Annotated in this window: 27 protein-coding genes and 1 other RNA gene; 9 read left to right on the top strand and 19 right to left on the bottom strand. The window is 44.4% G+C overall.

Annotated elements, in window-relative coordinates:
• Positions 1-54: 54 nt before the first annotated feature.
• The 5 genes from EP58_RS08660 to mltG all read right to left on the bottom strand — a co-directional run bounded on the left by EP58_RS08660 (position 55) and on the right by mltG (position 4111).
• The gene (locus tag EP58_RS08660) at positions 55-690 is read right to left on the bottom strand and encodes a YrrS family protein (RefSeq protein ID WP_036092559.1); all 636 of its coding nucleotides are present in this window, start codon (positions 688-690) and stop codon (positions 55-57) included.
• A gap of 328 nt (positions 691-1018) precedes the next feature.
• Positions 1019-1495, bottom strand: a complete 477-nt coding sequence (greA, locus tag EP58_RS08655) for a transcription elongation factor GreA (RefSeq protein WP_036092483.1) — start codon at positions 1493-1495, stop codon at positions 1019-1021.
• 185 nt (positions 1496-1680) lie between these two features.
• Entirely contained in the window at positions 1681-2313 is a 633-nt protein-coding gene (gene udk, locus EP58_RS08650) for a uridine kinase (RefSeq protein ID WP_036079211.1), read from the bottom strand.
• On the bottom strand, positions 2310-2960 hold the full coding sequence (locus EP58_RS08645; protein WP_036092481.1) for an O-methyltransferase: 651 nt from the start codon (positions 2958-2960) through the stop codon (positions 2310-2312). The genes udk and EP58_RS08645 overlap by 4 nt, the downstream gene beginning before the upstream one ends.
• A gap of 83 nt (positions 2961-3043) precedes the next feature.
• Positions 3044-4111, bottom strand: coding sequence for an endolytic transglycosylase MltG (mltG, locus tag EP58_RS08640; RefSeq protein WP_036092480.1), 1068 nt, complete (start codon positions 4109-4111; stop codon positions 3044-3046).
• Between the two features lie 176 nt (positions 4112-4287).
• Here mltG and EP58_RS08635 point away from each other — a divergent pair, with 176 nt between their 5' ends.
• Positions 4288-4911 carry a DedA family protein gene (locus EP58_RS08635; protein ID WP_036092478.1) on the top strand — a complete coding sequence of 208 codons (624 nt, stop codon included), beginning with the start codon at positions 4288-4290 and terminating at the stop codon, positions 4909-4911.
• A gap of 216 nt (positions 4912-5127) precedes the next feature.
• Here EP58_RS08635 and EP58_RS08630 read toward each other — a convergent pair whose 3' ends face one another.
• The 4 genes from EP58_RS08630 to alaS form a co-directional block, all read right to left on the bottom strand.
• On the bottom strand, positions 5128-5421 hold the full coding sequence (locus EP58_RS08630) for a DUF1292 domain-containing protein (RefSeq protein ID WP_036079223.1): 294 nt from the start codon (positions 5419-5421) through the stop codon (positions 5128-5130).
• 19 nt (positions 5422-5440) lie between these two features.
• Positions 5441-5857, bottom strand: a complete 417-nt coding sequence (ruvX, locus tag EP58_RS08625; protein WP_036079225.1) for a Holliday junction resolvase RuvX — start codon at positions 5855-5857, stop codon at positions 5441-5443.
• Complete coding sequence (locus EP58_RS08620; protein WP_036061807.1) at positions 5854-6123, bottom strand: IreB family regulatory phosphoprotein; 270 nt, start codon at positions 6121-6123, stop codon at positions 5854-5856. Before EP58_RS08620 ends, ruvX begins: the two co-directional genes overlap by 4 nt.
• A 295-nt stretch (positions 6124-6418) precedes the next feature.
• Positions 6419-9049, bottom strand: coding sequence for an alanine--tRNA ligase (alaS, locus tag EP58_RS08615; protein WP_036092477.1), 2631 nt, complete (start codon positions 9047-9049; stop codon positions 6419-6421).
• Positions 9050-9451: 402 nt separating this feature from the next.
• Between alaS and EP58_RS08610 the strand changes: the two genes are divergently transcribed.
• Both EP58_RS08610 and EP58_RS08605 read left to right on the top strand, forming a co-directional pair.
• The gene (locus tag EP58_RS08610) at positions 9452-9904 is read left to right on the top strand and encodes an EVE domain-containing protein (protein WP_052171410.1); all 453 of its coding nucleotides are present in this window, start codon (positions 9452-9454) and stop codon (positions 9902-9904) included.
• Positions 9894-10388 (top strand): cysteine hydrolase family protein, encoded by a 495-nt coding sequence (locus tag EP58_RS08605; RefSeq protein ID WP_036092474.1) that lies wholly within the window; start codon positions 9894-9896, stop codon positions 10386-10388. Before EP58_RS08610 ends, EP58_RS08605 begins: the two co-directional genes overlap by 11 nt.
• 50 nt (positions 10389-10438) lie before the next feature.
• Here EP58_RS08605 and EP58_RS08600 read toward each other — a convergent pair whose 3' ends face one another.
• Positions 10439-11125, bottom strand: a complete 687-nt coding sequence (locus EP58_RS08600) for an ABC transporter ATP-binding protein (RefSeq protein WP_036092471.1) — start codon at positions 11123-11125, stop codon at positions 10439-10441.
• Positions 11126-11138: 13 nt separating this feature from the next.
• Positions 11139-12617 carry an ABC transporter permease gene (locus EP58_RS08595; protein WP_036092468.1) on the bottom strand — a complete coding sequence of 493 codons (1479 nt, stop codon included), beginning with the start codon at positions 12615-12617 and terminating at the stop codon, positions 11139-11141.
• A 176-nt stretch (positions 12618-12793) separates the two neighbouring features.
• Between EP58_RS08595 and pieR the strand changes: the two genes are divergently transcribed.
• Both pieR and pieS read left to right on the top strand, forming a co-directional pair.
• Entirely contained in the window at positions 12794-13489 is a 696-nt protein-coding gene (gene pieR, locus EP58_RS08590) for a two component system response regulator PieR (RefSeq protein WP_036092466.1), read from the top strand.
• Positions 13486-14922 carry a two component system sensor histidine kinase PieS gene (pieS, locus tag EP58_RS08585; RefSeq protein WP_052164867.1) on the top strand — a complete coding sequence of 479 codons (1437 nt, stop codon included), beginning with the start codon at positions 13486-13488 and terminating at the stop codon, positions 14920-14922. Before pieR ends, pieS begins: the two co-directional genes overlap by 4 nt.
• A gap of 59 nt (positions 14923-14981) precedes the next feature.
• Here the strand turns inward: pieS and EP58_RS08580 are convergent, their stop codons facing one another.
• The 8 genes from EP58_RS08580 to EP58_RS08545 form a co-directional block, all read right to left on the bottom strand.
• A complete protein-coding gene (locus tag EP58_RS08580; RefSeq protein ID WP_036092463.1) occupies positions 14982-15332 on the bottom strand; it encodes a DUF4180 domain-containing protein in 351 nt (116 codons plus the stop codon).
• Positions 15333-15346: 14 nt separating this feature from the next.
• On the bottom strand, positions 15347-17740 hold the full coding sequence (gene recD2 / locus EP58_RS08575) for an SF1B family DNA helicase RecD2 (RefSeq protein ID WP_036092461.1): 2394 nt from the start codon (positions 17738-17740) through the stop codon (positions 15347-15349).
• Positions 17741-17773: 33 nt separating this feature from the next.
• A complete protein-coding gene (locus EP58_RS08570) occupies positions 17774-18442 on the bottom strand; it encodes a tetratricopeptide repeat protein (protein WP_036092551.1) in 669 nt (222 codons plus the stop codon).
• A gap of 15 nt (positions 18443-18457) precedes the next feature.
• Positions 18458-19183: an alpha/beta hydrolase gene (locus tag EP58_RS08565; protein ID WP_036092459.1), complete on the bottom strand. Its 726-nt coding sequence runs from the start codon at positions 19181-19183 to the stop codon at positions 18458-18460.
• Between the two features lie 74 nt (positions 19184-19257).
• Positions 19258-20367 (bottom strand): tRNA 2-thiouridine(34) synthase MnmA, encoded by a 1110-nt coding sequence (gene mnmA / locus EP58_RS08560; RefSeq protein WP_036092456.1) that lies wholly within the window; start codon positions 20365-20367, stop codon positions 19258-19260.
• An 18-nt stretch (positions 20368-20385) separates the two neighbouring features.
• Positions 20386-21531, bottom strand: a complete 1146-nt coding sequence (locus EP58_RS08555) for a cysteine desulfurase family protein (protein ID WP_036092451.1) — start codon at positions 21529-21531, stop codon at positions 20386-20388.
• A gap of 499 nt (positions 21532-22030) precedes the next feature.
• Positions 22031-22220, bottom strand: a non-coding RNA gene (ssrS, locus tag EP58_RS17225) — 6S RNA.
• Between the two features lie 90 nt (positions 22221-22310).
• Positions 22311-23585: a replication-associated recombination protein A gene (locus tag EP58_RS08545; protein ID WP_036092447.1), complete on the bottom strand. Its 1275-nt coding sequence runs from the start codon at positions 23583-23585 to the stop codon at positions 22311-22313.
• Positions 23586-23776: 191 nt separating this feature from the next.
• Between EP58_RS08545 and cymR the strand changes: the two genes are divergently transcribed.
• The 4 genes from cymR (at position 23777) to EP58_RS08525 (ending at position 26605) form a co-directional block, all read left to right on the top strand.
• Positions 23777-24196 (top strand): cysteine metabolism transcriptional regulator CymR, encoded by a 420-nt coding sequence (cymR, locus tag EP58_RS08540; protein WP_036061761.1) that lies wholly within the window; start codon positions 23777-23779, stop codon positions 24194-24196.
• A gap of 290 nt (positions 24197-24486) precedes the next feature.
• Positions 24487-25692 (top strand): ammonium transporter, encoded by a 1206-nt coding sequence (locus EP58_RS08535; RefSeq protein ID WP_036092446.1) that lies wholly within the window; start codon positions 24487-24489, stop codon positions 25690-25692.
• A 12-nt stretch (positions 25693-25704) separates the two neighbouring features.
• Positions 25705-26073, top strand: a complete 369-nt coding sequence (locus EP58_RS08530) for a P-II family nitrogen regulator (RefSeq protein WP_036079256.1) — start codon at positions 25705-25707, stop codon at positions 26071-26073.
• 154 nt (positions 26074-26227) lie between these two features.
• A complete protein-coding gene (locus tag EP58_RS08525) occupies positions 26228-26605 on the top strand; it encodes a hypothetical protein (RefSeq protein ID WP_036092443.1) in 378 nt (125 codons plus the stop codon).
• Positions 26606-26734 lie beyond the last annotated feature (129 nt).

The following is a 26734-nucleotide window of genomic DNA, read 5'->3' as shown; positions in this document are numbered from 1 at the left end:
TCCCTTAAAAAAACTGCGTTCGAAGTGGATAAACCAATCCGAAACACAGTCTTATCAGTTTCTTTTATCATTCGTTTTGAGCACTTCTACTTTTGTAGGTTGCCATCCAGCCCCATCGACCCAAGTAATATATACTCGAAAAGCTTTATCTGGATCAGATTTTGTTGAAATCGTTCCAATAGATTGTGCGGCAGGCTCATCACCGCGACCGACATACCAAATTGTCATGTCGCCATTATCAATACCTGTCGCCTCAGAAAATGCGTTCACTTTCTCATTCCAATCCTGACTATCCATTTCATAGGAATTCACGTGATCACCTTTTTGTTCCGTCCCAACAGCTTTCCAATCTTTTTTAATGACTTCTGACACATTAGGATCATCGCTGGTCTCCGTCGTTTGCTCTTTCGGTTTCTCGGTGTCCTTCGCTTTCGAGTCATCCTTTTTCGCTTCATCCGCCTTTTGCGTTTGTTCCGTTTTAGGCTTTGTTTCTACTTTATCCGCCGAATCATCAGCCGTTAAAAAAAAAACAAGCCATAAAACACCAATAATCGCCAAACTCATCAGTATGATTAAAACGTTCAAAGTAATACTCGTTCTTTTATGTTTACTATTTTGCTCAGAGCGTGATGCTTCCACATGATTTTGGGCACTGCGCCGTTGCTCTTCCTTTTGTGTTTTCTTGTCCATATATGCCACCACCTTACCTAGGTCAGCGAAGCGAGAACGACTTATCTTCGTCGTTAAAGGCTCCGTTCCAGTGCTCTCGTACGCAAGTACGCTCCGCACCTGGTACTCGCCTTTGCCTAGAATATAAGCCGTTCTCGCTTCGCTGAGGTTTTGCGTTATTTTGTTGTGTTGCATTTATTCAAGTTTCTATTTCGACTTATCTTCGTCGTTAAAGACCCTGTTCCAGTTTTCGCATACGCAAGTACGCTCCGCACCTGATACTCGTCTTTGCCTAGAATATGAATCTTTCTCACTTCGTTGAGGTATTGCGTTTATTCATTTCAGCATATTAGGCGCTGATTTTTGTGATTTTGACGTTCATTTCGCCGCCTGGTGTTTGGATGGATACTTCGTCGCCTTCTTTGCAGCCTAGTAGGGCTTTGGCAATTGGTGAGTCGTTGGAAATAAGGCCCTCGAATGGGTCTGCTTCTGCGCTTCCTACGATTGTGTAGCTTTCTTCGTCGCCGTTTGGAAGTTCTTTGAAAGTAACGGTGTTTCCTAGTGCTACTTCGCCACTCATAGCGCTGGCATCGATGATTTGCGCGTTGCGAATCATGTTTTCAAGCGTTGTAATGCGGCCCTCTACGAAAGCTTGCTCGTCTTTTGCGGAATCGTACTCGGAGTTTTCCGAAAGATCGCCGAAACTACGGGCAATTTTAATACGTTCTACTACTTCTTTACGTTTGACAGTTTTTAAGTCATTTAGTTCGCTTTCTAATTTTGCTTTACCTTCTAGTGTCATTGGAAATACTTTTTCTGTAGCCAAATTCTTTCTCTCCTTCATCTTTATGTTATTTGAAAAGCACGGAAGTCTGTTCTTTTCCGCGCCTCAACATGTATTTACTTTACGCCTGAAAGATTAACACGATTCTCAGGGAATGTCCAGCAAATTTTTGTCCAATAGTGAAATTTTATCTTAATTTGCGTGTAATTACAAGTCGTAGCGTTGTATTATCGGTTCATTTCGAGTATTGTCGCTACTTTTGTCGTCATTAAATCGATGGCAACCTTGTTTTCGCCGCCTTCTGGTATGATAATGTCGGCGTATTTTTTCGTTGGTTCGATAAATTTCTGATACATCGGCTTAACCACGCCCAGATACTGCTCAATCACCGATTCCATTGTCCGGCCGCGTTCATTGACATCGCGCACCATCCGTCGCAAAATCCGAATATCATCATCTGTGTCGACGTAAACCTTGATATCCATGAGGTCTCGCAACTTCGGATCTTCCAAAATTAGAATGCCTTCCAATATGATAACTTCTTTCGGTTCTTGGTGAATAATCTCGCTAGAACGTGTGTAGAGCTCATAATCGTACACCGGTTTATCGATTGGCTCGTAGCGCAATAATTGCTTGATATGACGAATCAAAAGGTCCGTATCAAACGCCAAAGGATGATCATAATTCGTTTTTAGACGCTCCTCAAAAGCCATTTCTGCTTGATCTTTATAATAAAAATCTTGCTCTAACATCAAAATCGAATGCCCGGTGAAATGATCGTAAATCGCCTTACTCACACTCGTTTTTCCTGAACCACTACCGCCCGTCACGCCTACTACTATCGGCTTTTTCTTCGTCACTTTGCGCCTTCCTTTCTGCGACTAATCGCAAGGCCATCCCCTAGAGGAACGGTCGTCGTAATGAAATCTGGATTTTGCAAAAGCCAATCATTGAATTCCCGCATTTTTCTAGAAACGCGTTGCTTCTGTTGCGCTCGCGGCGAGTCATGTAGCGCTAATCCTTTAAAAAGCACATTATCGCTGTAAATCACGCCGCCCGGAGCCAATTTATCGATGTATACGTTGAAAAAATTGGCGTACTGGGCTTTCGCGGCATCAATGAAAATCGCGTCGAAATTCTCTTTTTCTAGCACAATTGAGCTGTCTTCCAAAGCATCCATGAGAAGAACCTCAATCCGGTCCTCCGCGCCAAATGCGTGGACATTGTGCCAAGCTCGGTCATAGCGCGCTTCATCGCGCTCCATCGTGACAATATGTACATCTGGCAACGCATCTGCCATCCGTAATGCCGAATAACCAATCGCTGTCCCGATTTCCAAAATTCTCTTTGGCTGCTGAATTTGCATAATTTGTAACATAAAATGCATCGAGTCAACTTCCATGATCGGTACTTCGTGTTCCGCTGCATAAGCTTCCAACTCCATGAAGAACGGCTTGCGCTCTGGAATATGTGAAAGCAAGTAATTATGAATTAACGTATCATTCACTGCTCTAAATCCCCTTTAACAGACTAATGATAAGCGCCTGTTCCCGACCATCAAGGCCAAAAACAAACGCTTATCGTGTCTATTTATTGATTATTTGTAATATGTTCTTCTTTTAATTTATTATGTTCTTCTAGCGTTTTTGAAAAGTAAACCTGACCTGTTTTTGTATTCGCTAAGAAGTAAAGATAATCCGTTTTTTCTGGATGCAATGTGGCTTCCATTGATGTTTCGCCACTATTCGAAATCGGGCCGGGTGGCAAGCCTTTGTTTTTGTACGTATTATACGGCGAATCCACTTTTAAATCTTCATACATCGTACGCGATTTATGTTTGCCGAGCGCGTAAAGCACTGTTGGATCCGTTTGTAGCCTCATGCCTTCTTTCAAACGATTATAAAAAACACTCGAAATTTTGCTGCGATCGACGTTTGCGGTTGCTTCTTTTTCAATGAGGGAGGACATCGTTAAGAAATGATGCACCGACATTTTTTGTTTCGTGAGTTCTGGTTTGTATTTGGCGATATTGGCGTCTGTTGCCTTAACCATGTCGCTTACCATCGCTTTAATGTCCGGTTTACCTGTAAATTCATACGTCGCTGGATACAAATAACCTTCTAGTGGATGCTTGATATTTGGCGCCAACACGTCTTTTGTGACCGTATCTGGATAGGCCGTCATCAATTCATTAACAAACGCTTTATCATCCATTATTTTTAAAATATCGGCTTTCTTTAATTCCGGTTTATAGGCTACCATGCGATCCGCGATTTGATCCAAGGAGTACCCTTCTGGAATCACGAGTCTAGCTGGCGCAATCACTTGTCCTTTTTTCAATTCATTGACCACTTGTTCGACAGACATCGATGGGCTCAACTTATATTTTCCCGCTTTTAAGTTCGTCTCATTTTTATATTTCACATAGTACGTAAAAATCATACTACTATTAATCACGTTATTTTCTTGAAGAATATCGCCAATTTCCGATACTTTGGAGCCTTTAGGAATATCTACAATAATTGATTCCTTACTCGACGCATCGACAGCCTGGAGTTGTGAATCCACGTAGAAATAGCCTCCAACAGTCAGCGCAACCAGTACCACGGCAATACTTGAAATAATAATCGTGATCATTTTGCTTTTGGATTTTTTCATATCTAAACCTCTTTCATTCGTCTATGCAAAACATTTCCCTATCTATTATAACGGTAATCACTACCATAGTTCAACCACATTCGGCAAAAAATATAAATTCGTGACGTTTCCGACAAATTTAGCTATAATAAGGAAGCATCATTAAACGGTTCAATCCGAACGAAAGAAGGCTATCTATGTTACATTCCATTATTGAAGCCCTGCAAAATTTCGTCATGACCTTAATCGACCTATTCGGGCACTGGGGCATCTTCTGGGCGATGGTTATCGAAAGCGTCTGCATCCCACTGCCAAGCGAAGTTGTCATGCTATTCGGTGGTTTCATGGCCGAAGCAGGCGACCTAAATTTCTGGCTCGTGGTCACAGCTGGCATCGCAGGAAACCTCGTTGGTTCCTTAATCGCCTACTACATCGGCAAATTCGGAGGTCGGGCCCTCGTTTTAAAATTCGGAAAATACATCTTTCTAAACGTCGGACATCTCGACCTAGCCGAACACTGGTTTCAAAAATACGGCGCATCCGCAGTGTTCTTCGGCCGCATCCTGCCAGTCATCCGAACGTTCATATCACTACCAGCTGGGATTGCAAACATGAACATTTGGAAATTCGTCACGTATACAATTTTAGGCTGCATCCCATGGAACATTTTCCTAACCTACTTAGGCTACAAGTTAGGCGCCAATTGGAGCGTGGTCGAACAGTACACCCGCCCCATCAGCTACGCCATGCTAGCACTCTTAGTGGTGATTGTCGTGTACTTAATCGTGAAGATCATTAAGAAACGCAAGACAAGCGCATAAAAAGAAGAAGCTGGAGAATTAGCACGTAATGGCGCTAACTTCCCAGCTTCTTTTGTGTTATCGAAAAATCGTACTTCGTACGCAAAACCTCAGAGGGACGACAAATTCGTAGATGCTAGGCAAAGTCGAGCACCGAAGCGGAGCGTATATTTATACGTGAGCATCGGAGCACAGACTTTAACAACGCAGATGCGCGTTTGTTGTCCCTCTGAAAGATTATTCGGCGTCTTCGTCTTCTAAGAATGTCGCTAGTACTTCTTCGATCATATCCCATTCTTCTTCTGTTTCCACAGGCTTTAACTCGCCTTGTGTGCCGTCTTCGTTTTCAATGAAAGAAGACGCTTGTAATTCGATTTCTTCTTCGTCTTCTGCGCTTTCTGGATAATAAAGTACGTAAGATTTCTCAAACTCATCGGAATTGAACGAGAATAGGACTGCGTATAGCTCCTCGTTACCGTCTTCGTCTACTACTGTGATATGTTCGTGATCATGTTCATGATTTTCTGTCATAATGGACACCTCTTTTTAATTAATTATTTGAATCTAAATAAGACTGCAATATCATTACGGCTGCAAGCTTATCAATGACTTTCTTACGCTTCTTACGGCTAACATCGGCTTCAAGCAACGTCCGTTCCGCTGCGGCAGTGGTCAAGCGCTCATCCCATAAAACTACAGGGATTCCAGTGCGATTTTCCAATACTTCCGCATACTTTTCAGATGCTTCTGCGCGTTCACCGACCGTATTGTTCATATTTTTTGGCCAACCGACTACAATTTTTGTAACATTGTACTCTGCTGCGAGCTCTTTCACGCGATCGTAGCCAAATTGTTTCGCGCGTTCGTTTATCGTGATTGTCTCAATGCCCTGTGCAGTCCAGCCTAGCTCATCACTAATGGCTACACCAACAGTCACCGAGCCAACATCTAATCCCATTGTTCTCATTTGTCACCAATCTTATTGTTTTTTAGGTACGCCTTTACTAATTCTTCGATAATCTCATCGCGCTCTAGACGGCGGATCAAATTACGAGCATCGTTATGGCGCGGAATATAAGCTGGATCACCAGAGAGCAAATAACCAACAATCTGATTAATCGGGTTATATCCTTTTTCCTCTAGGGCAACATACACTTTTCCCATCAGAATTTTGACATCCTCTTCAATCGAATCGTCGCCAAAACTATAAAACATTGTTTTATCAGAAGCCATTTTGATCAGCACCTCTTTCCCATTGTTATCGCTATTGTCCACATTTCATTTTACACTAAGTCGCGAAAAATAACAAAGAAGATGCTAGCCAAACTGACAACTTATAAATGCCAGCCAGTTTGTCTCATTTTTTATTGTCTCTAACATGACTTGAAACGCCAAACCTCAGCGGAGCGAGAATGGCTTATATTCTAGGCAAAGATGAGTACCAGGTGCGGAGCGTACTTGCGTACGAGAGCACTGGAACGGAATCTTTAACGACGAAGATAAGCTGTTCTCGCTTCGCTGAGCGACCCTATTGTTGGGCAGCGACCCATTCAGATACATAAGCTAGCGCCCCAGCTAGTTTTTCTGGGTCTTTACCGCCTGCTTGTGCTGTGTCTGGGCGTCCGCCGCCGTTTCCACCGCAACGTGTCGCGATTTCTTTTAGCAGTTTACCTGCGTGATAACCTTCTTTAATGAGGTCTTCGGAAACAGCTGAAATGAGACTTACTTTATCGTCGTGCGCTGCGCCAAGAACTAAAATGCCGCTTGCTTTTGTTTCTTTCCAGTTGTCCATGTATTGACGTAACTGATTCATGTCTTTCGCGTTTACTTGTTTCGCGATGACTGCTACGCCACCTATATCTTCTGGATTGCTGAAAATATCTGCGCTTGCTGCGTTTGCTAGTTTTGAAAGTAGTGATTCGTTTTCGCGTTTTAATTCGCGCATTTCTTGATGTAATTGTTCTACTTTTTGTGGTGCTTCTTTTGGTGTTGTTTTAAGCAAGTGTGCGGTTTCTTTTAGGTAGTGTTCTTGTTGGTTTAGGAAGCGGTATGCGGATTCGCCTGTGACTGCTTCGATACGGCGTGTTCCTGCTCCGATGCCGCTTTCGGAAATGATGTTGAAAAGTCCGATTTCGGATGTGTTGCCAACGTGTAAGCCACCGCATAGCTCGATGCTGTAATCGCCAATGCGGACAACGCGGACGACATCGCCATATTTTTCACCGAATAGAGCCATTGCGCCGAGTTCTTTCGCTTCTTTGATTGGCATTTCTTTGATGTCTACTGCGAGTTGTTCCCAGATTTTGCGGTTAACGATGTGTTCCATTTTTTGCAATTCTGCGTCTGTAATTTGGCCGAAATGAGAGAAGTCAAAACGCAAGCGATTCGGTTCTACGAGTGAGCCAGCTTGGTTGACGTGATCGCCTAGAACGTCTTTTAGCGCGCGGTGTAGTAAATGGGTCGCTGTATGGTTTTTCACGACGCCGTGGCGGGATGCTTTGTCTACTTCAAGTGTTACGTGATCGCCTTTGTTCAAGCTACCTTCTTCGATACGCACTTCATGGATGTTTTGCTTGTTTGGTGTTTTTTGGACGTTGAGAATGGCTGCGGTGAAACCGGATTTCTTAATGGTTCCTTGGTCCGCGATTTGACCCCCACTTTCAGCGTAGAACGGTGTTTCTTTGAAAATAACTTGGACTTTATCGCCGCGTGATGCGCTTTCTGCTAAGCCACCGGATTTGATAATATAGAGAACTTCGGTTGCGACAGTCGTTGTTTCATAGCCAACAAACACGCTTTTTTCAGTCAGGCTTGTTAAAAGTTCGGTTTGGACGCTCATGGACTTGACGTCAGCGCGCGCATTTCGAGCACGGTCGCGTTGTTTTGCCATTTCTGCTTCAAAACCAGCGTGATCGACGGTTAGACCGTTATCTTCCGCGTATTCTTCGGTCAGCTCGACTGGGAATCCGAACGTGTCATATAATTTGAAAATATCGGCACCATTCATTTGACCAGAGTCTTTTGCTGCTGCCATCATCTCTTCTAAAATCGCCAAGCCTTCATTTAAAGTCTCATGGAAACGTTCTTCTTCGGTGCGCACGATTTTTTGGATGAACTCGGTTTGTTTTTCTACTTCTGGATAGTAGCTGTTCATGATTTTGCCGACTACTGGCACTAATTTATACATGAATGGCTCGTTAATATTTAGGTTTTTAGCGTAGCGAACGGCACGACGTAGCAAACGACGCAACACGTAGCCGCGGCCTTCATTGGATGGTAAGGCGCTGTCACCGATTGCAAAAGCTACCGTACGTACATGGTCAGCGATAACTTTGAACGCTGTATCTGTTGCTGGATCTTGACCGTATTTTTCACCAGAAATCGCTTCTACTTCGCGAATGATTGGCATGAATAGGTCTGTTTCGAAGTTCGTAGGCGCGTCTTGAATGATCGAAACCATCCGTTCCAAGCCCATCCCTGTATCAATGTTTTTCTTTGGAAGTGGCGTGTACGTGCCGTCTGCGTTGTGATTGAATTGCGAGAATACTAAGTTCCAGATTTCCAAATAGCGTTCGTTTTCGCCGCCTGGATAAAGTTCTGGATCAGTCGTATCGTTGCCGTAAGCCTCGCCACGATCGTAGAAAATCTCACTATCTGGACCACTTGGACCTTCGCCGATATCCCAGAAATTGTCCTCAATCGGCACAATATGATCGTCCGTCAAGCCAACTTTTTCCTTCCAAATCGTCTTCGCTTCTTCGTCTTCTGGATAAACCGTTACGTATAATTTATCAGGATCAAAGCCAATCCACTGCGGACTCGTCAAAAATTCCCAAGCCCAAACAATCGCTTCTTCTTTAAAATATTCGCCAATCGAAAAGTTGCCCAGCATTTCGAAAAATGTGTGATGGCGCGCTGTTTTACCAACGTTTTCGATATCGTTTGTGCGGATTGATTTTTGTGCATTGGTGATACGTGGGTTGTCTGGAATCACGCTGCCGTCGAAATATTTTTTCAATGTCGCAACACCGCTATTAATCCATAGCAAAGATGCATCGTTAATCGGCACGAGCGGTGCACTTGGCTCCACTTTATGACCTTTTTCCTGGAAAAAATCAAGGAACATTTGTCTTACTTCAGCACTTGTTAGTTGTTTCATTTTATTTCCTCCTTTTTGGTTGGCGCGAGTATGATTACAAAACAAAAAGCCTCATATCATCTCGCAATACAGGGACGAATTATGTTCGCGGTACCACCCTGTTTGCAATGATATAAGACTTGATCATTACCTCTTTAGAATCCTTAACGCGGAATAAGACGAAAAATAGTCGTAATGTGAGGTAGCACAGAAATCGCTGTCTCGTTTATGTTCTTCCAGCCATAGGAACATTTCTCTTGCAAACGGGCGTGTTTCTTTAAGCTCACACTATTTTTAGTTGTATGATACTTGAAATTATAAAGGATATAGTGGCTTATTGTCAAACTTTATTGAATGGACTTATGTTGTTGCGCGATTTATAATAAGTCTAGGATAAAAAAATAACGAAAGAAGATGGCTCGAATGACAAAATATTGGATTGGTGTGGCTTCTTTGGATCATGTCGAACTAGGCGTGGAAGGTGGATTTTCGCAGTTGTGTCATGGAAAAGAGGCACCTCTGAAACGGATGAAACCTGGGGATTGGTTGATTTATTATAGTCCCAAACAGACGCTGGGTGAGGATGAAAAGTGCCAGTGTTTTACGGCGATTGGGCGTGTGAAGGGCGCGGAGATTTATCCGTTTGCGATGAGTGAGACATTTGCGCCTTATCGTAAGGATATTGACTTTTTTCCTGATGCAAAACAAGTGCCATTACATACGATTTCGCAACTGGAAGCTTGGCAGAAATATCGTTCTTCTTTGCGTTATGGGCATTTTGAGATTGATAAGGATTTCTTTTTAACGATTGCTGAAAAAATGGGCTTGCCGATGAAATATGCGTCTTCGAAAGGTGTGATGGCAGATGGTGAGTGATGTTTTAGTTGTGATTGATTTGCAAAATGGGGTGAATTCGGCGGATTATCCGTTAGCTGATTTGGAGCGTGTCTTGGATGGTGTGAATCAGCGGATTGCGATGTATCGGGATGCGGGGAAACCGGTGATTTTTGTGCAGCATGTGGATGAGGAATTGGTGATTGGTAGTGATGCGTGGGCGTTGATGCCGGAATTGGATTGTCGACATGATGATATTTATGTGAATAAGACGCATGCGAATTCATTTTTTAAGACGGAGTTGCCGGCGATTCTTGCTGGTTTGGATGTGGAGAAGATTGAGTTTTGCGGCGCGCAGACGGAATATTGTGTGGATACGACGGTTCGCTTTGCGCATGGATTGGGATTTGACAGCTATATGGTGCGCGGTTTGCATACGACGGCGGATAGTGATTTGATGGATGCGGGAACGATTATGGCGCATCATGAGTCGCTTTGGGATAAGCGGTTTTTGACATTTTTATAGATGAAAATAAGCCGAATCAGACGCTAGAAATCCGATTCGGCTTATTTTGTTTATGCTGTAACTACCATTTGTTCCTTCACATCAAACTTACCATTCTTCATCGTGATTTTAACATCTGATACTTTAGCAATTTCCGGATCGTGTGTTACCATAATAACGCATTTCCCTTCTTTGTGCGCCAAGTCTTGGAATAGCGTCACGACTTCTTTACTCGTGCGTTCATCCAGATTCCCGGTCGGTTCATCTGCCACGATGAGATCTGTCTCACAGCATAGCGCGCGGGCGATGGAAACGCGTTGTTGTTGCCCGCCACTCAATGTTAGGACTTTTTGGCGGGCCATTTTTTCGTCAATGCCGACTTTTGCTAGCATATCGAGTGCGAATTGGCGCTTGTCTTGTTGATTTACATGCGTGATTTCCATTGCGGTCGTCACGTTTTGAAGGGCGGTCATGTAGGTTAATAGGTTGTAGCTTTGGAACACGATGGAAACGTATTGGTTCCGGTATTTGTTGAGACCGATTTTTTTCAAGGATAAACCTTTGTAGAAAATATCGCCGTCTTGTTGTGAATCGAGGCCGCCTGCCAAGGATAGGAAAGTGGTTTTTCCTGATCCTGAGCTGCCTACAACGGTATAGAAAACGCCGGTTGCAAAGTCATAGTTTATTTTATCCAAAATTGGATTGTCATTTTGTTTATAGGCATAGCTTACGCCTTTGAATTCGAGAATTTTTGTCATGAAGGTCACGCTCCTATTCTTGTTTGGTTAAGATTGTTTTTGGGTTCATGCGAAGGACTAGGATGGATGGTAGTAATACGGAAATGAAGGCAATGCCGACGCCGATTCCGCCCATTTTCAGCATGTCTTCTAGGCTTACTTGGATGTCGAGTGATTTGATTTCTGCGGTGTTCGCTGTGAGTGATGAGCCAAATCCTGGACCGCCGCCATTTCCGCCTGGACCTCTTTGGTTTGTTGTCGATGATGTCGATTCGGATGCGGTCGCGTTTTGTTGGGTTAGTAGCTGATTTCCAACAACTTGCGCCACATAATGACTGCTCACCGCGGCGATTCCGAACGATAGAACTGCTACTATCAAAATTTCAACGAGGAACTGGCCGACGAGTTTGGAGCGTTTTTCACCAATCGCGAGTAAAACACCCATTTCGTATTTACGCTCGCGGATTTGCATCATTACAAGTAGTCCTAAGATCAACGCGCCTGCAATGGATACAATATAGACAACATTTTTAGAAAACGCGGCTACGTTGTTGATTGGTCCAATCATTTGTTGATATGTCGCGTCATTGGCGTCTAATTTGAACGTGTCCCAATCGACGGCTGTTACTTTTTTCGCTGCTTTTTCGAAGGCGCTGATGTTTGCTGCGTCATCCATGAAGTAAATCGCGGAATCGACAGTGTCTTTGGCGTCACTGCCTTTGATTGTGTTGGCAACGGTGTATGGAACGTAAATCGTGTTGTATGGATTTAGGAAGGAGAAGTTCGCTGCTGCGTCGGTTCCTGAATCGGTTGTTTCGTAAATGCCTTGTATTGTTAATTCGACTGTTGTTGCTTCGTCGCTGGATTTTATCTTGATTTTATCGCCAACTTTGAGGTCGTTTTCTTCTGCTAGTGTTTTTTCAATCATCACGACATTTTTGCCGACATCGCTTGCTGTGATTGCTTTTCCGGATACCAGTTTGTCGGTTCCGGCTTTGAATTTTGTTGCGGTTGCTGAGTCTAGAACGCCGGATACACTTAGGTCGGCTTGGACCATTTGCGGACGGTTCGAATCGTTGCCGCCTGGACCTTGCTGTGTGGAGGAATCGTCTGTTTGGGATGTATCATTTGATGATGCAATCGGCTCAAAACCGGATGCCATGGCTTGAGTGTTGGAATAGAGATTGTAACCCGCTACGTGATCGAGTTCTGCTAGTTTTTTTGCTGCTGCAACGGCTACTGGTGTGGATTCGAACATACGTCGCTCGGTGGTGCCACCTGAACTGGATGACGATTCTTTTTGCTGCGCCTCCACCTGCTTCTCGCGGTCAACGCTTAGTGTGACATCCCCACCCAATTCTTGTCTTGCTAGTTCGCTTGCTTTATTTGCTGCGGATTGAATCGTGAATCCGGATAGAATAAGTACGCACACGATAGTAAAAATGAATAATTGCAAAATCGTTCGTCCTTTTCTGGCTTTCATGCTGAGTAATCCTCGTTTGATAAAATTCATATCGTTTCCTCCATTTCGTCTTGCTCTTTCTATAGATTAGACGGAAGGTGTGAAAAAAATATGAACAAACTGTGTGCGGTATTTTAAACTTTTGCGAAAAACATTATTTATCTTGATTTCGCGGTGAATATAGTCTAATTTTAAGGGAGAGCATTAATGAGAGAGAGGCAAAAATGATGAAACTATTAATGATTGAGGATAATGTCAGTGTTTGCACGATGATCGAGATGTTTTTTATGAAGGAAAAGATAGACGCTACGTTTGTGCATGATGGTTTGGAAGGTTTTGAGACATTTGGTAAGGAAGATTGGGATATCGTGATTATCGATTTGATGTTGCCGGGGATGGATGGCATGACGATTTGTCATAAAATTCGTGAGACGAGCGATGTGCCGATTATTATTTTAACGGCGAAGGAATCGGAGTCGGATCAGGTGTTGGGGCTTGAGATTGGCGCAGATGATTATGTGACGAAGCCATTTAGCCCGTTGACATTGATGGCACGGATTAAAGCGGTGACGCGTCGCAAAGGACAAGCAGTTGACACGGCGGCGAAACCTGAGGATGACGATATTCTAGAAACGAAATATTTCAAAATTAGCAAAAAGACGCGGGAAATGTATTTTGAGGGGCAGTTACTTGAGGCATTGACGCCGAAAGAATTCGATTTGTTATACTTTTTGATGCAGCATCCACGCCAAGTTTTCTCGCGGGAGCAGTTATTAGAACAGGTTTGGGGTTACCAATTTTATGGAGATGAGCGTACGGTGGACGTGCATATCAAACGGTTGCGGCAGAAAATAGCGACCGAGGCGCATCCGTTTCTTCATACAATATGGGGCGTCGGCTATAAATTCGACGAAACGGAATGATCAGGATGAAATTTAAATACTTTTATCAGCTATTTTTGACACAGTTTGTTATTTTGTTTATCGCCTGTTTGATGATTGGCCTGCTGATTTCGCACTTTATGAAGGATTATTTGTACCAGACACAAGTTTCGGATTTGACGGCGTACGGGGAAGAAATTGCAAAAGATGTGCAGAATATGTCGGACCGAGAAACTGGAAGTCCGATTTTGCAGACGTATCAGCAAATTTTAGGCGTGAAAAACATCCATTATGTGATTTTCGATGATACCGCTGCGATTATTTATCCGCAAACCAATCGCCCACTTCCGCCCGATTTCCATTTAAAAACCGATGAATGGAAGGAATTGCAGGAAGGCAAGACGGTTTCGACGCTAGTAGACACACGCTTTACTGACCAATTGACGCGCGTGAGTATTCCGATTGAGAAAAATGGTGAATTTGCCGGTGGAATCATGCTCACCTCGCCAATTAGCGGCACTGAGAAAGTCATCGGCAAAATTAATTGGTACGTTTTCTACACGATTCTTATTTCGATTACGATCGCCCTGATTTTGAGTGCGATTATTGCAAAACTACAAGTGAACCGCTTTCGTAAGCTAAGTTCGGCGACGAAAGAAGTCATTAAGGGCAATTATAGCGTGCGGTTGAAGGAAAGTTCGATTGATGAGATTGGCGCGCTGGCTGGTGATTTTAACAAGATGACGCAGACGTTGGAAGAATCCGCGATTGAGATTGAGCGTCAAGAGAAGCGCCGCCGCCAGTTTATCGCCGATGTTTCCCATGAAATGCGGACGCCACTCACGACGATTAGCGGTTTGACAGAAGGTTTAGTCAACGATATTATTCCAAAAAGCGAGACAGATCGTTGTATTGCGTTGATTGATACCGAGGCTCGGCGCTTGGCACGACTTGTGAATGAGAATCTCGATTATGAGCGCATTCGTTCGAATCAGATTCAGCTGCACAAAACGACATTCGCCGCACATGAATTTTTGGCGATTATCAAAGACCAGCTACAATTGACCGCCGAAAATAGAGGCGACCAGATTATTGTGGATACCCGAGATTCCGTCCAAATTTTTGCAGACTACGACCGATTGATGCAAGTTTTCATTAATATCGTGAAAAACAGCATCCAATTTACCGAAAACGGCACGATTACCCTTTCGGCGAGGCAGGAATATAAAGAAACGATTTTCGAGATTAGCGACACAGGAATTGGCATGGATGAATCCGAAGTCGAGCAGATTTGGGATCGTTTCTACAAAGCCGATATGTCACGAACGAGCACAAAGTTCGGCGAATCCGGCATTGGGCTGTCGATTGTGAAGCAGTTGATTAGCTATCATGATGGTGAAGTTAGCGTGCATAGCGTGGCCGGTGAAGGTACTATATTTACGATTAAATTACCGTTTTTTGCGGATAATGAATAATATGATTGTACAAGAAAAGACGGTATACATAGCAAAATCAGCTATCATACCGTCTTTTCTCATCTCAATTTATCAACCGCTTCTTCCTCGGTAGCAACAAAATAAACATGACTCCCCTTATTACTCTCATACATATAATCCTTAAAATTCTCACTATACATTGAAAAATCACCAATGATTGCCATTTTCAGCTGATATGTCACTAATTTTTGAAAAGCATCGCCTAGCAATCCTGTCTTGAGATCGAAAAACGCCTCTAAAACAGCGACTTTATCAATGATAATTTTGTGATACGTCGTTTCGTATTGCACACTCATCACAAAGTCCAACATCGACGCCGTATCTTTTATTATAACCTCATCGCTCTTAACCCGAGCAATACCGTCATTTTCAAATTTCTGAATCTCCATTTTCATGTTCCTTCCTAAGCGCGCATAAACTGGTAGGGAGTAATATCATCCATCCCAATCATCGGATTAATATGCATCCAATTTTCCTCCGTCAACAACTTCCGATTACTCACTGTCGCCAGCATATCTTCCTCACTCAGCAACCGCTCATATAGCGTCGTATTCCGCTTCTCCTCATCAATCCGCTCGACGCCCATCCGAAACGCGTCCTCTTCCCCACAAATAATCAGAAACTGCTTGCTCCGAGTCACCGCCGTATACAAAATATCGCGTCGCAACATCCGGTAATAACTCCGCACCACCGGCATAATCACAATCGGAAACTCGCTGCCCTGCGCCTTATGAATCGAACAACAATACGCGTGCGTTAACTGACCAAACTCCTGCCTGAAATACTCGACCTCCGTCTGGTCAAACTGCACCACAACCATATCCTGCTTCTCCGTGTTTTCCTTCGCATAAATAATTGAGACAATCTCGCCAAAATCGCCATTAAAAACGTTCTTCTCCGGCTGATTCACAAGTTGCAACACCCGATCCCCAATCCGAAAAACGATATCGCCAAACTTCACTTCTTTACGCTTTCCATCCGGATTCGCATTAAAAATTTCCTGCATTTTGCGATTTAAAATATCGATTCCCGCAGGTCCGCGATACATCGGTGCCAAAACTTGGATATCCTTCGCACGAAACCCTTTTTTCTTAGCATTTTCCACGACTTTCTCCACGACTTCCGCAATTTGGTTCACCGTACAATGGAAAAACGACCGATCCGTGCTATTTTTCGTGAAGGTCGCTGGTAAAAATCCTTGCCGAATATCATGCGCCAGCTCAATAATCGAGGAACCGTCTTCCTGCCGATAAATATCCGTCAACTCCACCGTCGGAATCTCGTTCGACCGCAACATGTCCTTCAAAACTTGGCCCGGTCCAACTGATGGCAACTGATCCTGGTCTCCCACTAAAATCACTTGCATGTGTGCTGGCAAAGCCCGAAAAAGCTGGTTCGCAAGCCAAATATCGACCATCGACATCTCATCAATAATCAACAGTTTCCCTTCAATTGAACGCTCATTATCATCGTCCAACTGCTCCTGCCCGTTCATTCCCAGCAATCGGTGAATCGTCATCGCAGGCAATCCTGTCGATTCTGTCATCCGTTTCGCCGCACGTCCCGTCGGAGCCGCCAACAAAATCGGCAATTTCTGTCCATCTTTATACGACATCGGGTCCAAATTCACACCATTCAATTCCGCGTAAAGCTCCACGATTCCCTTAATAACGGTCGTTTTCCCCGTACCCGGTCCACCAGTCAAAATCAGCATCGGCGACATTAACGCCTGCTCAAGCGCCACCTTCTGCGTTTCCCCGTAAGAAACCCCGATCCGATCCTCCAGTTCACCAAGCGCGATATAAAACTCCGATTTTGGAAAAAGTTCCTCGTACTCCTTTTGTCGCATCATCCGTTTCACGTGCGCCGCAAATCCAGCCTCCGCAAAATAAAGCGATGGCACGTACACCCGCGTGTTCTCCGTCATCACCTTCTGATCTTCCTCAAGCGCCAATAACTGCTTCGTCAACTGCTCCTGCTCAATCCGAATCGGCTCACTATTCTCAAGCAGCTGTGTCACCGTCTCCAACAACACTTCCCGCTCCATAAATACATTTCCCTGTTGCAACGACTCCTGCTCCAACATGTACAGAATCGCCGCCTGCAACCGCGAATAATGATTCCCACCAAGACCAAGCTTGCGCCCCAGCTCATCCGCACGATTAAACCCAATCCCCTTCACATCTTCAATCAGCTTATAAGGATTATTTTCCAGCACATTCAACGTATCCTGCTTATACGCCTGAAAAATTTTCATCGAGAGCTGCGGCCCAAAACCGTACTCATTCAAGCTCACCATAATATGTTCCAAACCTTGATTCTCGCGCAGCGATTCCAGCAAACTTTCCGCCGTCGCAAGTGGCAAACGAGGCACCTCTTGAAGCAGCGATGGATCAGACAAAATCCGACTAATCGCATCCTCGCCAAGCGTCTCCACCACACGTTCCGCCGTCTTTTTCCCAATGCCTTTAAAAAGTTCCCCAGATAAATACTGCACCAAACCCTGCTTCGTCTGCGGCATCTCTTTTTTGAACCGATCCGCTTTAAACTGCTGACCAAATTTGGCATGATCCATTAATTTACCATGAAATATGTACGCCTCTTGCTCATGAAGGGCAGGAAAAAAGCCCGTCACAACGATATCCTTCTCGTCCCACGTCGTATTCGTATCCTGCACCTGAATCCGCACCACAGAAAATAAGTTATCACTATTATGAAAAATCGTCGACATCACGAGTCCTTTCATATACAGTTCCTCGTTCTCACCGAGCAATCCCAACGTTTCTTGCGTGTCCATTTTCCCACCTCCTTCCAGATTTCGTGTCCTACCTTACTCGCCGCTCGCCTCTAAATCCTGAATCGCCGCCAGCGCATTTGCCGCCAACTCATGATTCTCATCACTTGCCACCGCTTTTTCAAAATATGTTTTTCCAATCACTAAATCGCCTTGCCAAGCCAAATACGCCGCGCCAATATTATAAAACGCATCCGCATCATCCGGTTTCAGCATCAACACACGCTCCAGCGCCCCAATCGCATCCTCAAAAAGATCCGATTTCGCCAGCGCGATCCCATATTGGAACGCCGCCTCCACGTCATCCGGCGCCAATTCCACCGAACGGAGCAAGTACGGAATCGCAAGCAAATTCTCATCCATCTGCGCAAAACTCATACCAATCATAAAATACACGTCCGCCGAATCCAGCCCATTCGCAATCGCCTGTTCAAATTGCTTCGCCGCATCCTGATAACGCTCCAACACATAATACAGATTTCCTAAACTATAATAAGCAGCAGAAGCCTTGCTATCAAGCTCAATCCCCCGCTCAAAAAAGCGCTCCGCCCGCTCAAAATCGTCCATCGAAAGCAACACATTTCCGAAATTAATAAAGCCCACTGGATCATTTGGATGTTCCTCGATGACCTCCGTAAAAAGACGTACCGCCGTCTCTAAATCATTTTTTTGCATCGCTTCAATACCTTGCGCATTTTTATCCATCATGCTTTTTTCCTCCTATTTTACCGCAACAGCAAGCCACGTTTTCAGCGCTGTCACCGTTTCTTTTGTCTGCTCTTCCACACTAATCGTGGCTTCATTATCACCATTTTGCTTCCCGTAAGCCCCAAATTGCGCATGATTCCCACCTTTAATCGATACAAAAGTCGTGTTTTCCGGCAAGTATTTCTTATTCTTTTCATATGTATCCCAATTTAGCACGCCATCCTTTGTTGCCGTAATCGACAACGCCGAAAATGGAGCTTTTGCAAGCGTTCCCTTCTCATCCGCATAACTCGCTAAAAAGAAAATACCGTCCAATTCATCCATATTTTCATGAGCAAACCGCGCAGCCATAGCACCACCAAGCGAATGTCCACCAATCACAAAATGCTCATCCTCGTGACTATCGATAATATCTGCCGCCTTATCTTGCCCGAAAACAGCCAAGCCAAGCGGCATCTCTGCAATATAGACTTTGTAACCCGCATTCGCAAGCCCTTTCGCCATCGGAGCATAACTGAGCGCATCAATAAAAGCACCCGGATAAAAAATCACGCTTTTCTTCACATCCTGATTCATCGGCGTGAACATCAAGAAGCCGCTATCATCCACGACATCTACTTTTTTCGTTGAATTCCCAGCCTCCTCTGCAAACTGACTCGGCGATGTATTAAAATAAAAATAAGCGCCCCCAATAACCAAAACTAGCACAGCCAACACGATCCATAACGTCTTTTTCATACAAATCCTCTTTTCATCCTTTATCAAAAAAGAGTTCAGGAAATAATCCCATCCCAAACTCTTTTTCCTACGAATTATCCTACATATTGTAACTGCGAATCTTGCTTATAAATCTCGTCAATCGTTCCGCCGCCTAAACAAACATCCCCATCATAGAGAACGAGCGCTTGACCTGGCGTCACCGCACGAGCCGGCTCATCGAACACCACATTCGCCTTATTCCCGTCCAACAGATGCACAGTCACGCCAACATCTTCCTGACGATAACGGAATTTTGCCGTACAATGGAAAACCGCTTCAACAGGGCGATCCGATACAAAACTCATATCCGTTGCCACGAGCGAATCCGAGTACAGGCTATCATGATGGAAACCTTGCTCCACGAACAAAACATTATTCGCCAAATCCTTCCCAACAACAAACCACGGATCACCGTCGCCACCAATCCCTAAGCCATGACGCTGCCCAATCGTGTGATACATCAAACCATCATGCTTGCCCATCACTTTGCCATCCAGCGTCTTCATATCACCAGGTTGCGCTGGCAAGTACTCACTCAAAAATTGCTTAAAATTGCGTTCTCCGATAAAACAAATCCCCGTGCTATCCTTCTTGCCCGCCGTCGCTAATCCAGCTTCTTCCGCAATCCGACGCACTTCCGGTTTTTCCATGCCACCAAGCGGGAACATCACTTTTGAAATTTGCGTTTGCGATAATTGGTTCAAAAAGTACGTTTGATCCTTATTCCGATCCACGCCACGCAACATTTTGACCTCATTATCCAGCGTCTCCACACGCGCATAATGCCCAGTCGCCACAAAATCAGCACCCAAGCTTTCCGCATGCTCCAAAAATGCCTTAAACTTAATTTCCTTATTACACATCACGTCCGGATTCGGCGTCCGACCCAATTTATACTCATCCAAGAAATACGTAAACACCTTGTCCCAGTATTCCTTTTCAAAATTAACCGCATAATATGGAATTCCAATCTGATTCGCCACACGAATAACGTCCTCATAATCCTCCGTCGCCGTGCACATACCAAATTCATCCGTATCATCCCAATTTTTCATAAAGATTCCGATGACATCATAGCCTTGCTCTTTCAGCAAATAAGCGGTCACCGACGAGTCCACGCCGCCAGACATACCAACAACTACCCGCGTCTTACTATTATCCATTTTAACTACTCCTCACCTTCACTTACAAAGTCGCTGTACCACCTTTACAATCTCGCTTGCCGCATTCTCCATCTCCTCGTAAGAATTACCAAGGCCAAAACTGATCCGAATCGACTCGCGCACCCCGTCATGATCCTCGCCATATAGCGCCACCAAGACATGCGACGGATCCACCGTGCCAGCCGTACAAGCCGAACCACTAGAAACCGCGATTCCCGCCATATCCAAATTCATCAATAACTGCTCCACCGACACACCCGGAAAGCGTACATTCAAAATATGCGGCAATCCCTTCTCAAGCGAACCATTCACCTCAAAAAGAATCTCACTCTCCGCAAAAGTATCCACGAAAACCTGCTTATACTCCGCAAAATCCGAACGTTTCTGTTTACGCGACTCCAAAGAAATCCGCACAGCTTCCGCCATTCCGCAAATCCCCGGCAAATTCTCCGTACCAGCCCGACGCTTACGCTCCTGCTCCCCGCCATGAAAAGGATACTCCAAATTCGTCCCATTTTTCACATACAAAAAGCCAATCCCGCGCGGTCCATTAATCTTATGCGCCGTCACCGTCAACATATCCACGCCAAGCTCCGCGACATCCATGTCAAACATCCCGAAAGCCTGCACCGCATCCGTATGAAACAACGCCTTGTGTTCCGAGAGCCGCTCGCCAATCGCCCGAATCGGTTGCACCGAGCCAATCTCGTTATTACCATACATCATCGAAACCAGAATCGTCTCGTCCGTAAGCGCCGCCTCAAAATCTTCGAGTGAAATAACACCCGTCTTATCCACCGGCAAATACGTCACATCAAACCCTTGCGTCTCTAGAAACCGACACGTCTCCAAAACCGCTGGATGCTCAATCGCCGTCGTAATAATGTGTTTCCCGTGCGCACGATTCGCGTAAGCAGCACCAATTAGCGCCACATTATCGCCCTCCGTGCCACCACTCGTAAACACAATCTCACGCTCATCCGCCCCGATACTCCGCGCCACAATAGCTCGCGCCTCATCAAGCGCCTTGCGAGCCTCTCTCCCAGCATAATGAATACTAGAAGGATTTCCATAATTATTCGTAAAACTAGCCAACATCGCCTGCACAACCTCTGGATGAATCGGACTAGTCGCAGCATGATCCAAATACACACGTTCCATCATAAAATCGCTTCTTTCTATATTAAAAACTAACAATCAGCCTTTAAAAAATGTTTTTATAACCTACCCTATTTTAGCAAGAAACGGCGCTGAAAGCAAAGAACCAAGATGATTTTGGATGAAAGCGCGTTTAGTTTTGCTGCTTGTCTGTACTCTACTGTATTTCAGAGTGTGCAAGTGGGTTATATTTGTTTTCATTCTTGCTTGGAATCCAAGAGCCACTGATGGATTACCTGCTCACTGCGTTCATAATCGGCTTCTTTTTCTTGTTCGTGGTGATTCTTGATGGGTAATGGGTTGCTTATATTTGTTTTGAGTTCATTCCGATTTTTGCGTTTAAAGGCACCTGATGGATTACCTGCTCACTGCGTTCGCATGCATATTGAGCGCGTAGGAAAGCAAAATACGCTTTCTTACGCGCTCAACAAAAAAGCACTCCATTCAGCAAAACGTCAAAATCACGTTCACAAATGAAGCGCTCAAATCTTAATTTTAATAATAAAGAAACCCCAATCGTACCGTCTTTAATACCATTGTTTGAACCCGCTATTAACAGCAGGTGGGTGCTCTGTCTGACGGTTTACAAGTCCTCGTGAAAAGGCATGTGCGCTGCGCCCGAACTTGGGCTCCCTAGGTAGATCAAATTGTTCGGTTCAATAATATAGGTACCATAACGAATACATTAGGGTTTCTTTATTGACCTAAGAATACCACAAAATTTTATAGATTTCAATTTGGAGCACTTAAATGTGTCGAAATTCGTAACTTTTTTTACTATATTTCTATTCTTTATTCTGATTTATCTTCTCATAGACCCCAGCAATCGTCTGCTCATATTTCGACGTCAGCTTCGGTTCATAGTACTTCGCTTTTAACAAACGATCCGGCAAATACTGCTGATCCACCCACGCATTTTCATAACTATGTGGGTATTTATAATCCAGCGCTCGACCGAGTTCTTTCGCTCCGGAATAATGCCCATCACGTAAATGATCTGGAACTTCGCCGCTTTTTCCGGCTCGAATGTCTGCTAGCGCGCTATCAATCGCCATAACCGCAGAGTTGGATTTCGGTGACAAACATAGCTCGATAACCGCATTCGCCAATGGAATCCGCGCTTCCGGGAACCCGATTTTTTCAGCGGTTTGGATCGCGGACAAGGTGTGTGTCGCTGCCTGCGGATTCGCAAGCCCTACATCTTCGTACGCCATCACGAGCATACGCCTGCTTATACTCACCAAATCGCCCGCCTCAATCAGCCTGCCCATATAATGGAGCGCTGCGTTCACATCACTGCCTCGCACCGATTTCTGAAACGCGCTCAAAACGTCGTAATGCGCATCGCCATCTTTATCGTGCGCCAAACTCTTCCGCTGTAAGCATTCCTCTGCGACTCCCAACGTTACGTGTACTTTTCCATCATCTCCCGGTTCCGAAGAAATAACCGCCAATTCCAATGCATTCAGCGCACTCCGAACGTCGCCATTACTCGCCGTCGCCAAATGTGTCTTCGCATCTGAATCCAGCACAACATCATACGTCCCCAAGCCCCGCTCCGAATCCGCCAGCGCCCGGTCCATCGTCACCTCAATATCCGCAACCGACAACGGCTTCAATTCAAAAATTTGCGTCCGACTCCTGATTGCTGGGTTAATCGCAATATACGGATTGCTCGTCGTTGCCCCGATCAAAATAATCTGGCCGCTCTCTAAATGCGGCAACAGAAAATCTTGTTTTGGCTTATCCAAGCGATGTACCTCGTCCAAAAGCAAGATCACCGTTCCACTCATTTTTGCCTCTGCAGCTACAATTTCCAAATCCTTCTTATTATTCGTCACCGCGTTCAACATCCGAAACGCATATTTTGTACTCCCTGCAATCGCGCTCGCAATCGACGTTTTCCCAATGCCAGGCGGTCCATATAAAATCATGGAAGACAACTGTTTTGCCTTTACCATCCGATAAATCACTTTATCCTTACCAACAAGATGCGTCTGTCCAACAATATCATCTAGCGACTTCGGCCTCATTCGGTAAGCAAGCGGTTGAATAGCCATATCTCTCCCCCTCTAATCATCTCTTCCAATTATACCATAAGAGCGTATGTTCTGTTATGCAAAAACATCTATTTCATTAGCTTCTTGACGCCATATACTATATAATTATCCTGATATCGCATTTTGAAGATCATACATAAGCGATTCTTCTTCATTGTACCAGAAAATCGCGACACTATTTGGAGGTTATTATGAAAATCACAACAAAAGGCCGCTATGGCTTAACTATTGTACTCGAATTAACGCGATGTTTCGGACAAGGTCCCATTTCGTTACGTTCCATCGCTGAAAAAAAAGGCTTATCCGAACATTACTTAGAACAATTGATCGGCCCGCTTCGTAACGCAGGTATTGTGAAAAGTATCCGCGGCGCGCACGGCGGCTATATTCTAGGCGACGAACCCGCAAAAATCACAGCCGGCGACATCATCCGCACGTTAGAAGGCCCGATTGTTCTGGTCGAGAGCATTGAAGATGAAGAAGCTGCTCAACGCGAACTTTGGCTCCGCATTCGTAATGCCGTCAAAGAAGTTTTGGACAGCACAACATTGGAAGATTTAGCGAGCCACGGCGACGATCCGCTTTTAGATGGCTATATGTTTTATATTTAAAATCCAAAAGGCTCCTCACATTTTGACGTGAAGAGTCTTTTAGTTTGCCCTTTTTTAAAAGCCTCTTTTACACCTTATGTCACCTATTTTCTCGCAAAAAATTAACTTCAAATAAAATGAATATTATGATTAAAACCCTAAAACATAGTTAAGAAAGCGCTATATGTTAGATAATCTAACAAAATATAAATTTTCAGTTAAAATAGCTTGCTTTATTTTCAGTTTGCAGTATTATTATCACATAAACAAAAAACAAATGTTAGATTATCTAACAAAAAGGAGAGTGTCACATGGAAGCAGTATTTATGTTTTTTTGTACCTTGTTAGTTTGGCTGATGACACCGGGGATTGCTTTATTCTATGGAGGGATGGTTCGCCGTAAAAACGTACTGAGCACTGCGATGTATAGCTTTAGCTCGATGGCGATTATTTCTATTCTATGGGTTTTCGTTGGTTATTCCCTCGCTTTTGCACCAGGAAATGCTTTTATCGGAAGTTTTGATTGGACATTTTTGCATAGCGTCGGTTTCGATGCCAATGCGACATACTCCGACGCGATTCCACATACTTTATTCATGATGTTCCAGATGACATTCGCTATTTTGACAGTAGCTATCATTTCTGGCGCTTTTGCGGAACGGATGAATTTTGCGGCATACTTAATTTTCATTATTTTATGGTCATTGCTTGTTTATTCTCCTGTCGCTCACTGGGTTTGGGGCGACGGTGGCTGGTTACGTGAACTCGGTGCGCTTGATTTTGCGGGTGGGAATGTGGTTCATATTAGTTCTGGTATTACGGGGCTCGTGCTCGCGATTGTGCTTGGGCGTCGTAAGGAAGCGGAGAATTCCTCCCCACATAATTTGCCACTCGCTTTAATTGGTGGTATATTAGTCTGGTTCGGTTGGTACGGTTTTAATGTTGGTAGCGCGCTGACGATCGATAATGTTGCGATGGCTGCGTTTGTCAACACCAATTCGGCCGCTGCAGCAGGGATTATCGGTTGGGTCGCGGTCGAATGGCTGATTAACAAAAAACCAACAATGCTCGGCACAATTTCCGGCGCGATTGCAGGCCTTGTCTCGATTACGCCCGCAGCTGGATTCGTCACGGTTGGCAGTGCTTTACTGATTGGTTTCCTCGGCGGCGCGATCTGTTTCTGGGCGGTGTTCTGGTTAAAAGGCAAGCTGAAATACGACGATGCACTAGACGCTTTCGGTTTGCATGGTATCGGCGGAATTTGGGGCGGTATTGCCACAGGGCTTTTCGCTACTACTAAAATTAACAAGCTTGGCGCGGACGGTCTTTTTTACGGAAATGCTAGCTTGCTCGGCAAACAACTCATCGCTATCGGATCTACGGTCGTTTTCGTTGCGATTGCTACCACCATCATTATCTATGTTATCAAAATATTCCTACCAATCAGAGTGGATGAAGATCAAGAGTACAAAGGGCTTGATTTAACGCTTCACGGCGAAAAAGCCTATCATGATTAAGGGGTGGTTCTATTGTCAAACTTAACAAAAATCGAAATTATTACACGTCCAAACCGTTTTTACGAATTCCAAAAAGCGCTCGCAGAAATCGGCGTTAGCGGCCTCACTGTGACGAAGGCGCTCGGAACCGGTCTTGAAAAAGGCTTAATCGAGCTGTATCGCGGCAAAAAGAAAGAAAACAATGTTCACGAACGCATGAAAATCGAGATTGTTGTCAGCACCGTGCCTGTGGAAGCCGTTTTAGAAGTTGTGAAAAACACGTTGCGCACTGGCGAACCTGGCGATGGTAAAGTTTTCATTTATCCCGTGGCTGAGGTCATTAAAATCAGTACCGGCGAGCGTGGTGTTGACGCTTTACAAGATCATCCTAAAGAGAAATAGCCTCCAAAATGAGATGCGGATAAATAAAACGGAAGTAATTCTAAAAATACAATGAGAAATCGCGTTTTCCCCTTCCCGAAATGAAAAACAGAGCTTATAATAAAGAAGTAGCTAAATTGGATGTTTTATATATATGAAGGAGAGATAGACAAAGATGCGAAAGATCCCCTTTTTTACAATTATCGCGATTGTTTTTTTAGCAGGAGGTTATTATTTTCTGCAAAACTCCGCTTCTCCAATAGATGTTTCTTTTAATTTTTTGGTCACGCAAAAGAATGATGACAATTCTATTTCAGGAAACATCGAAGGAGCAGGTAGCAAAAAGATTAAGCTAGACCTTGACGAGTCACAATGGGATTCGGTGAAAGTCGGTAATCGCTACGCTGTAGAGGCTAGATTTTACGACAAGCATGAAGTGAGCAGCAAGGAAAAGAAAACATTAGAAGGTCCGTTTTGGTCGAATGAAACCAACACTGGCATCTTAGCGAACGATGTTGAGGTCACGATGATTGATACGTCCTCAGCGAATTAAATCAGAACTGTAGGCAAACGCTGAAATGGTGGAGCCTATGGTTTTTTTGTGCCTTGAATTTACAATTGAAGTGCAACGGTAACTAAAAAAGAGACTCATAATGAAAATCCGAGTAAAATAGTAATTGCG

The organism is Paenilisteria newyorkensis, assembly GCF_000766145.1.
GTDB classification, from domain to species: Bacteria; Bacillota; Bacilli; order Lactobacillales; family Listeriaceae; genus Listeria_A; species Listeria_A newyorkensis.
This window is presented reverse-complemented; position numbering and strand designations above follow the sequence as displayed.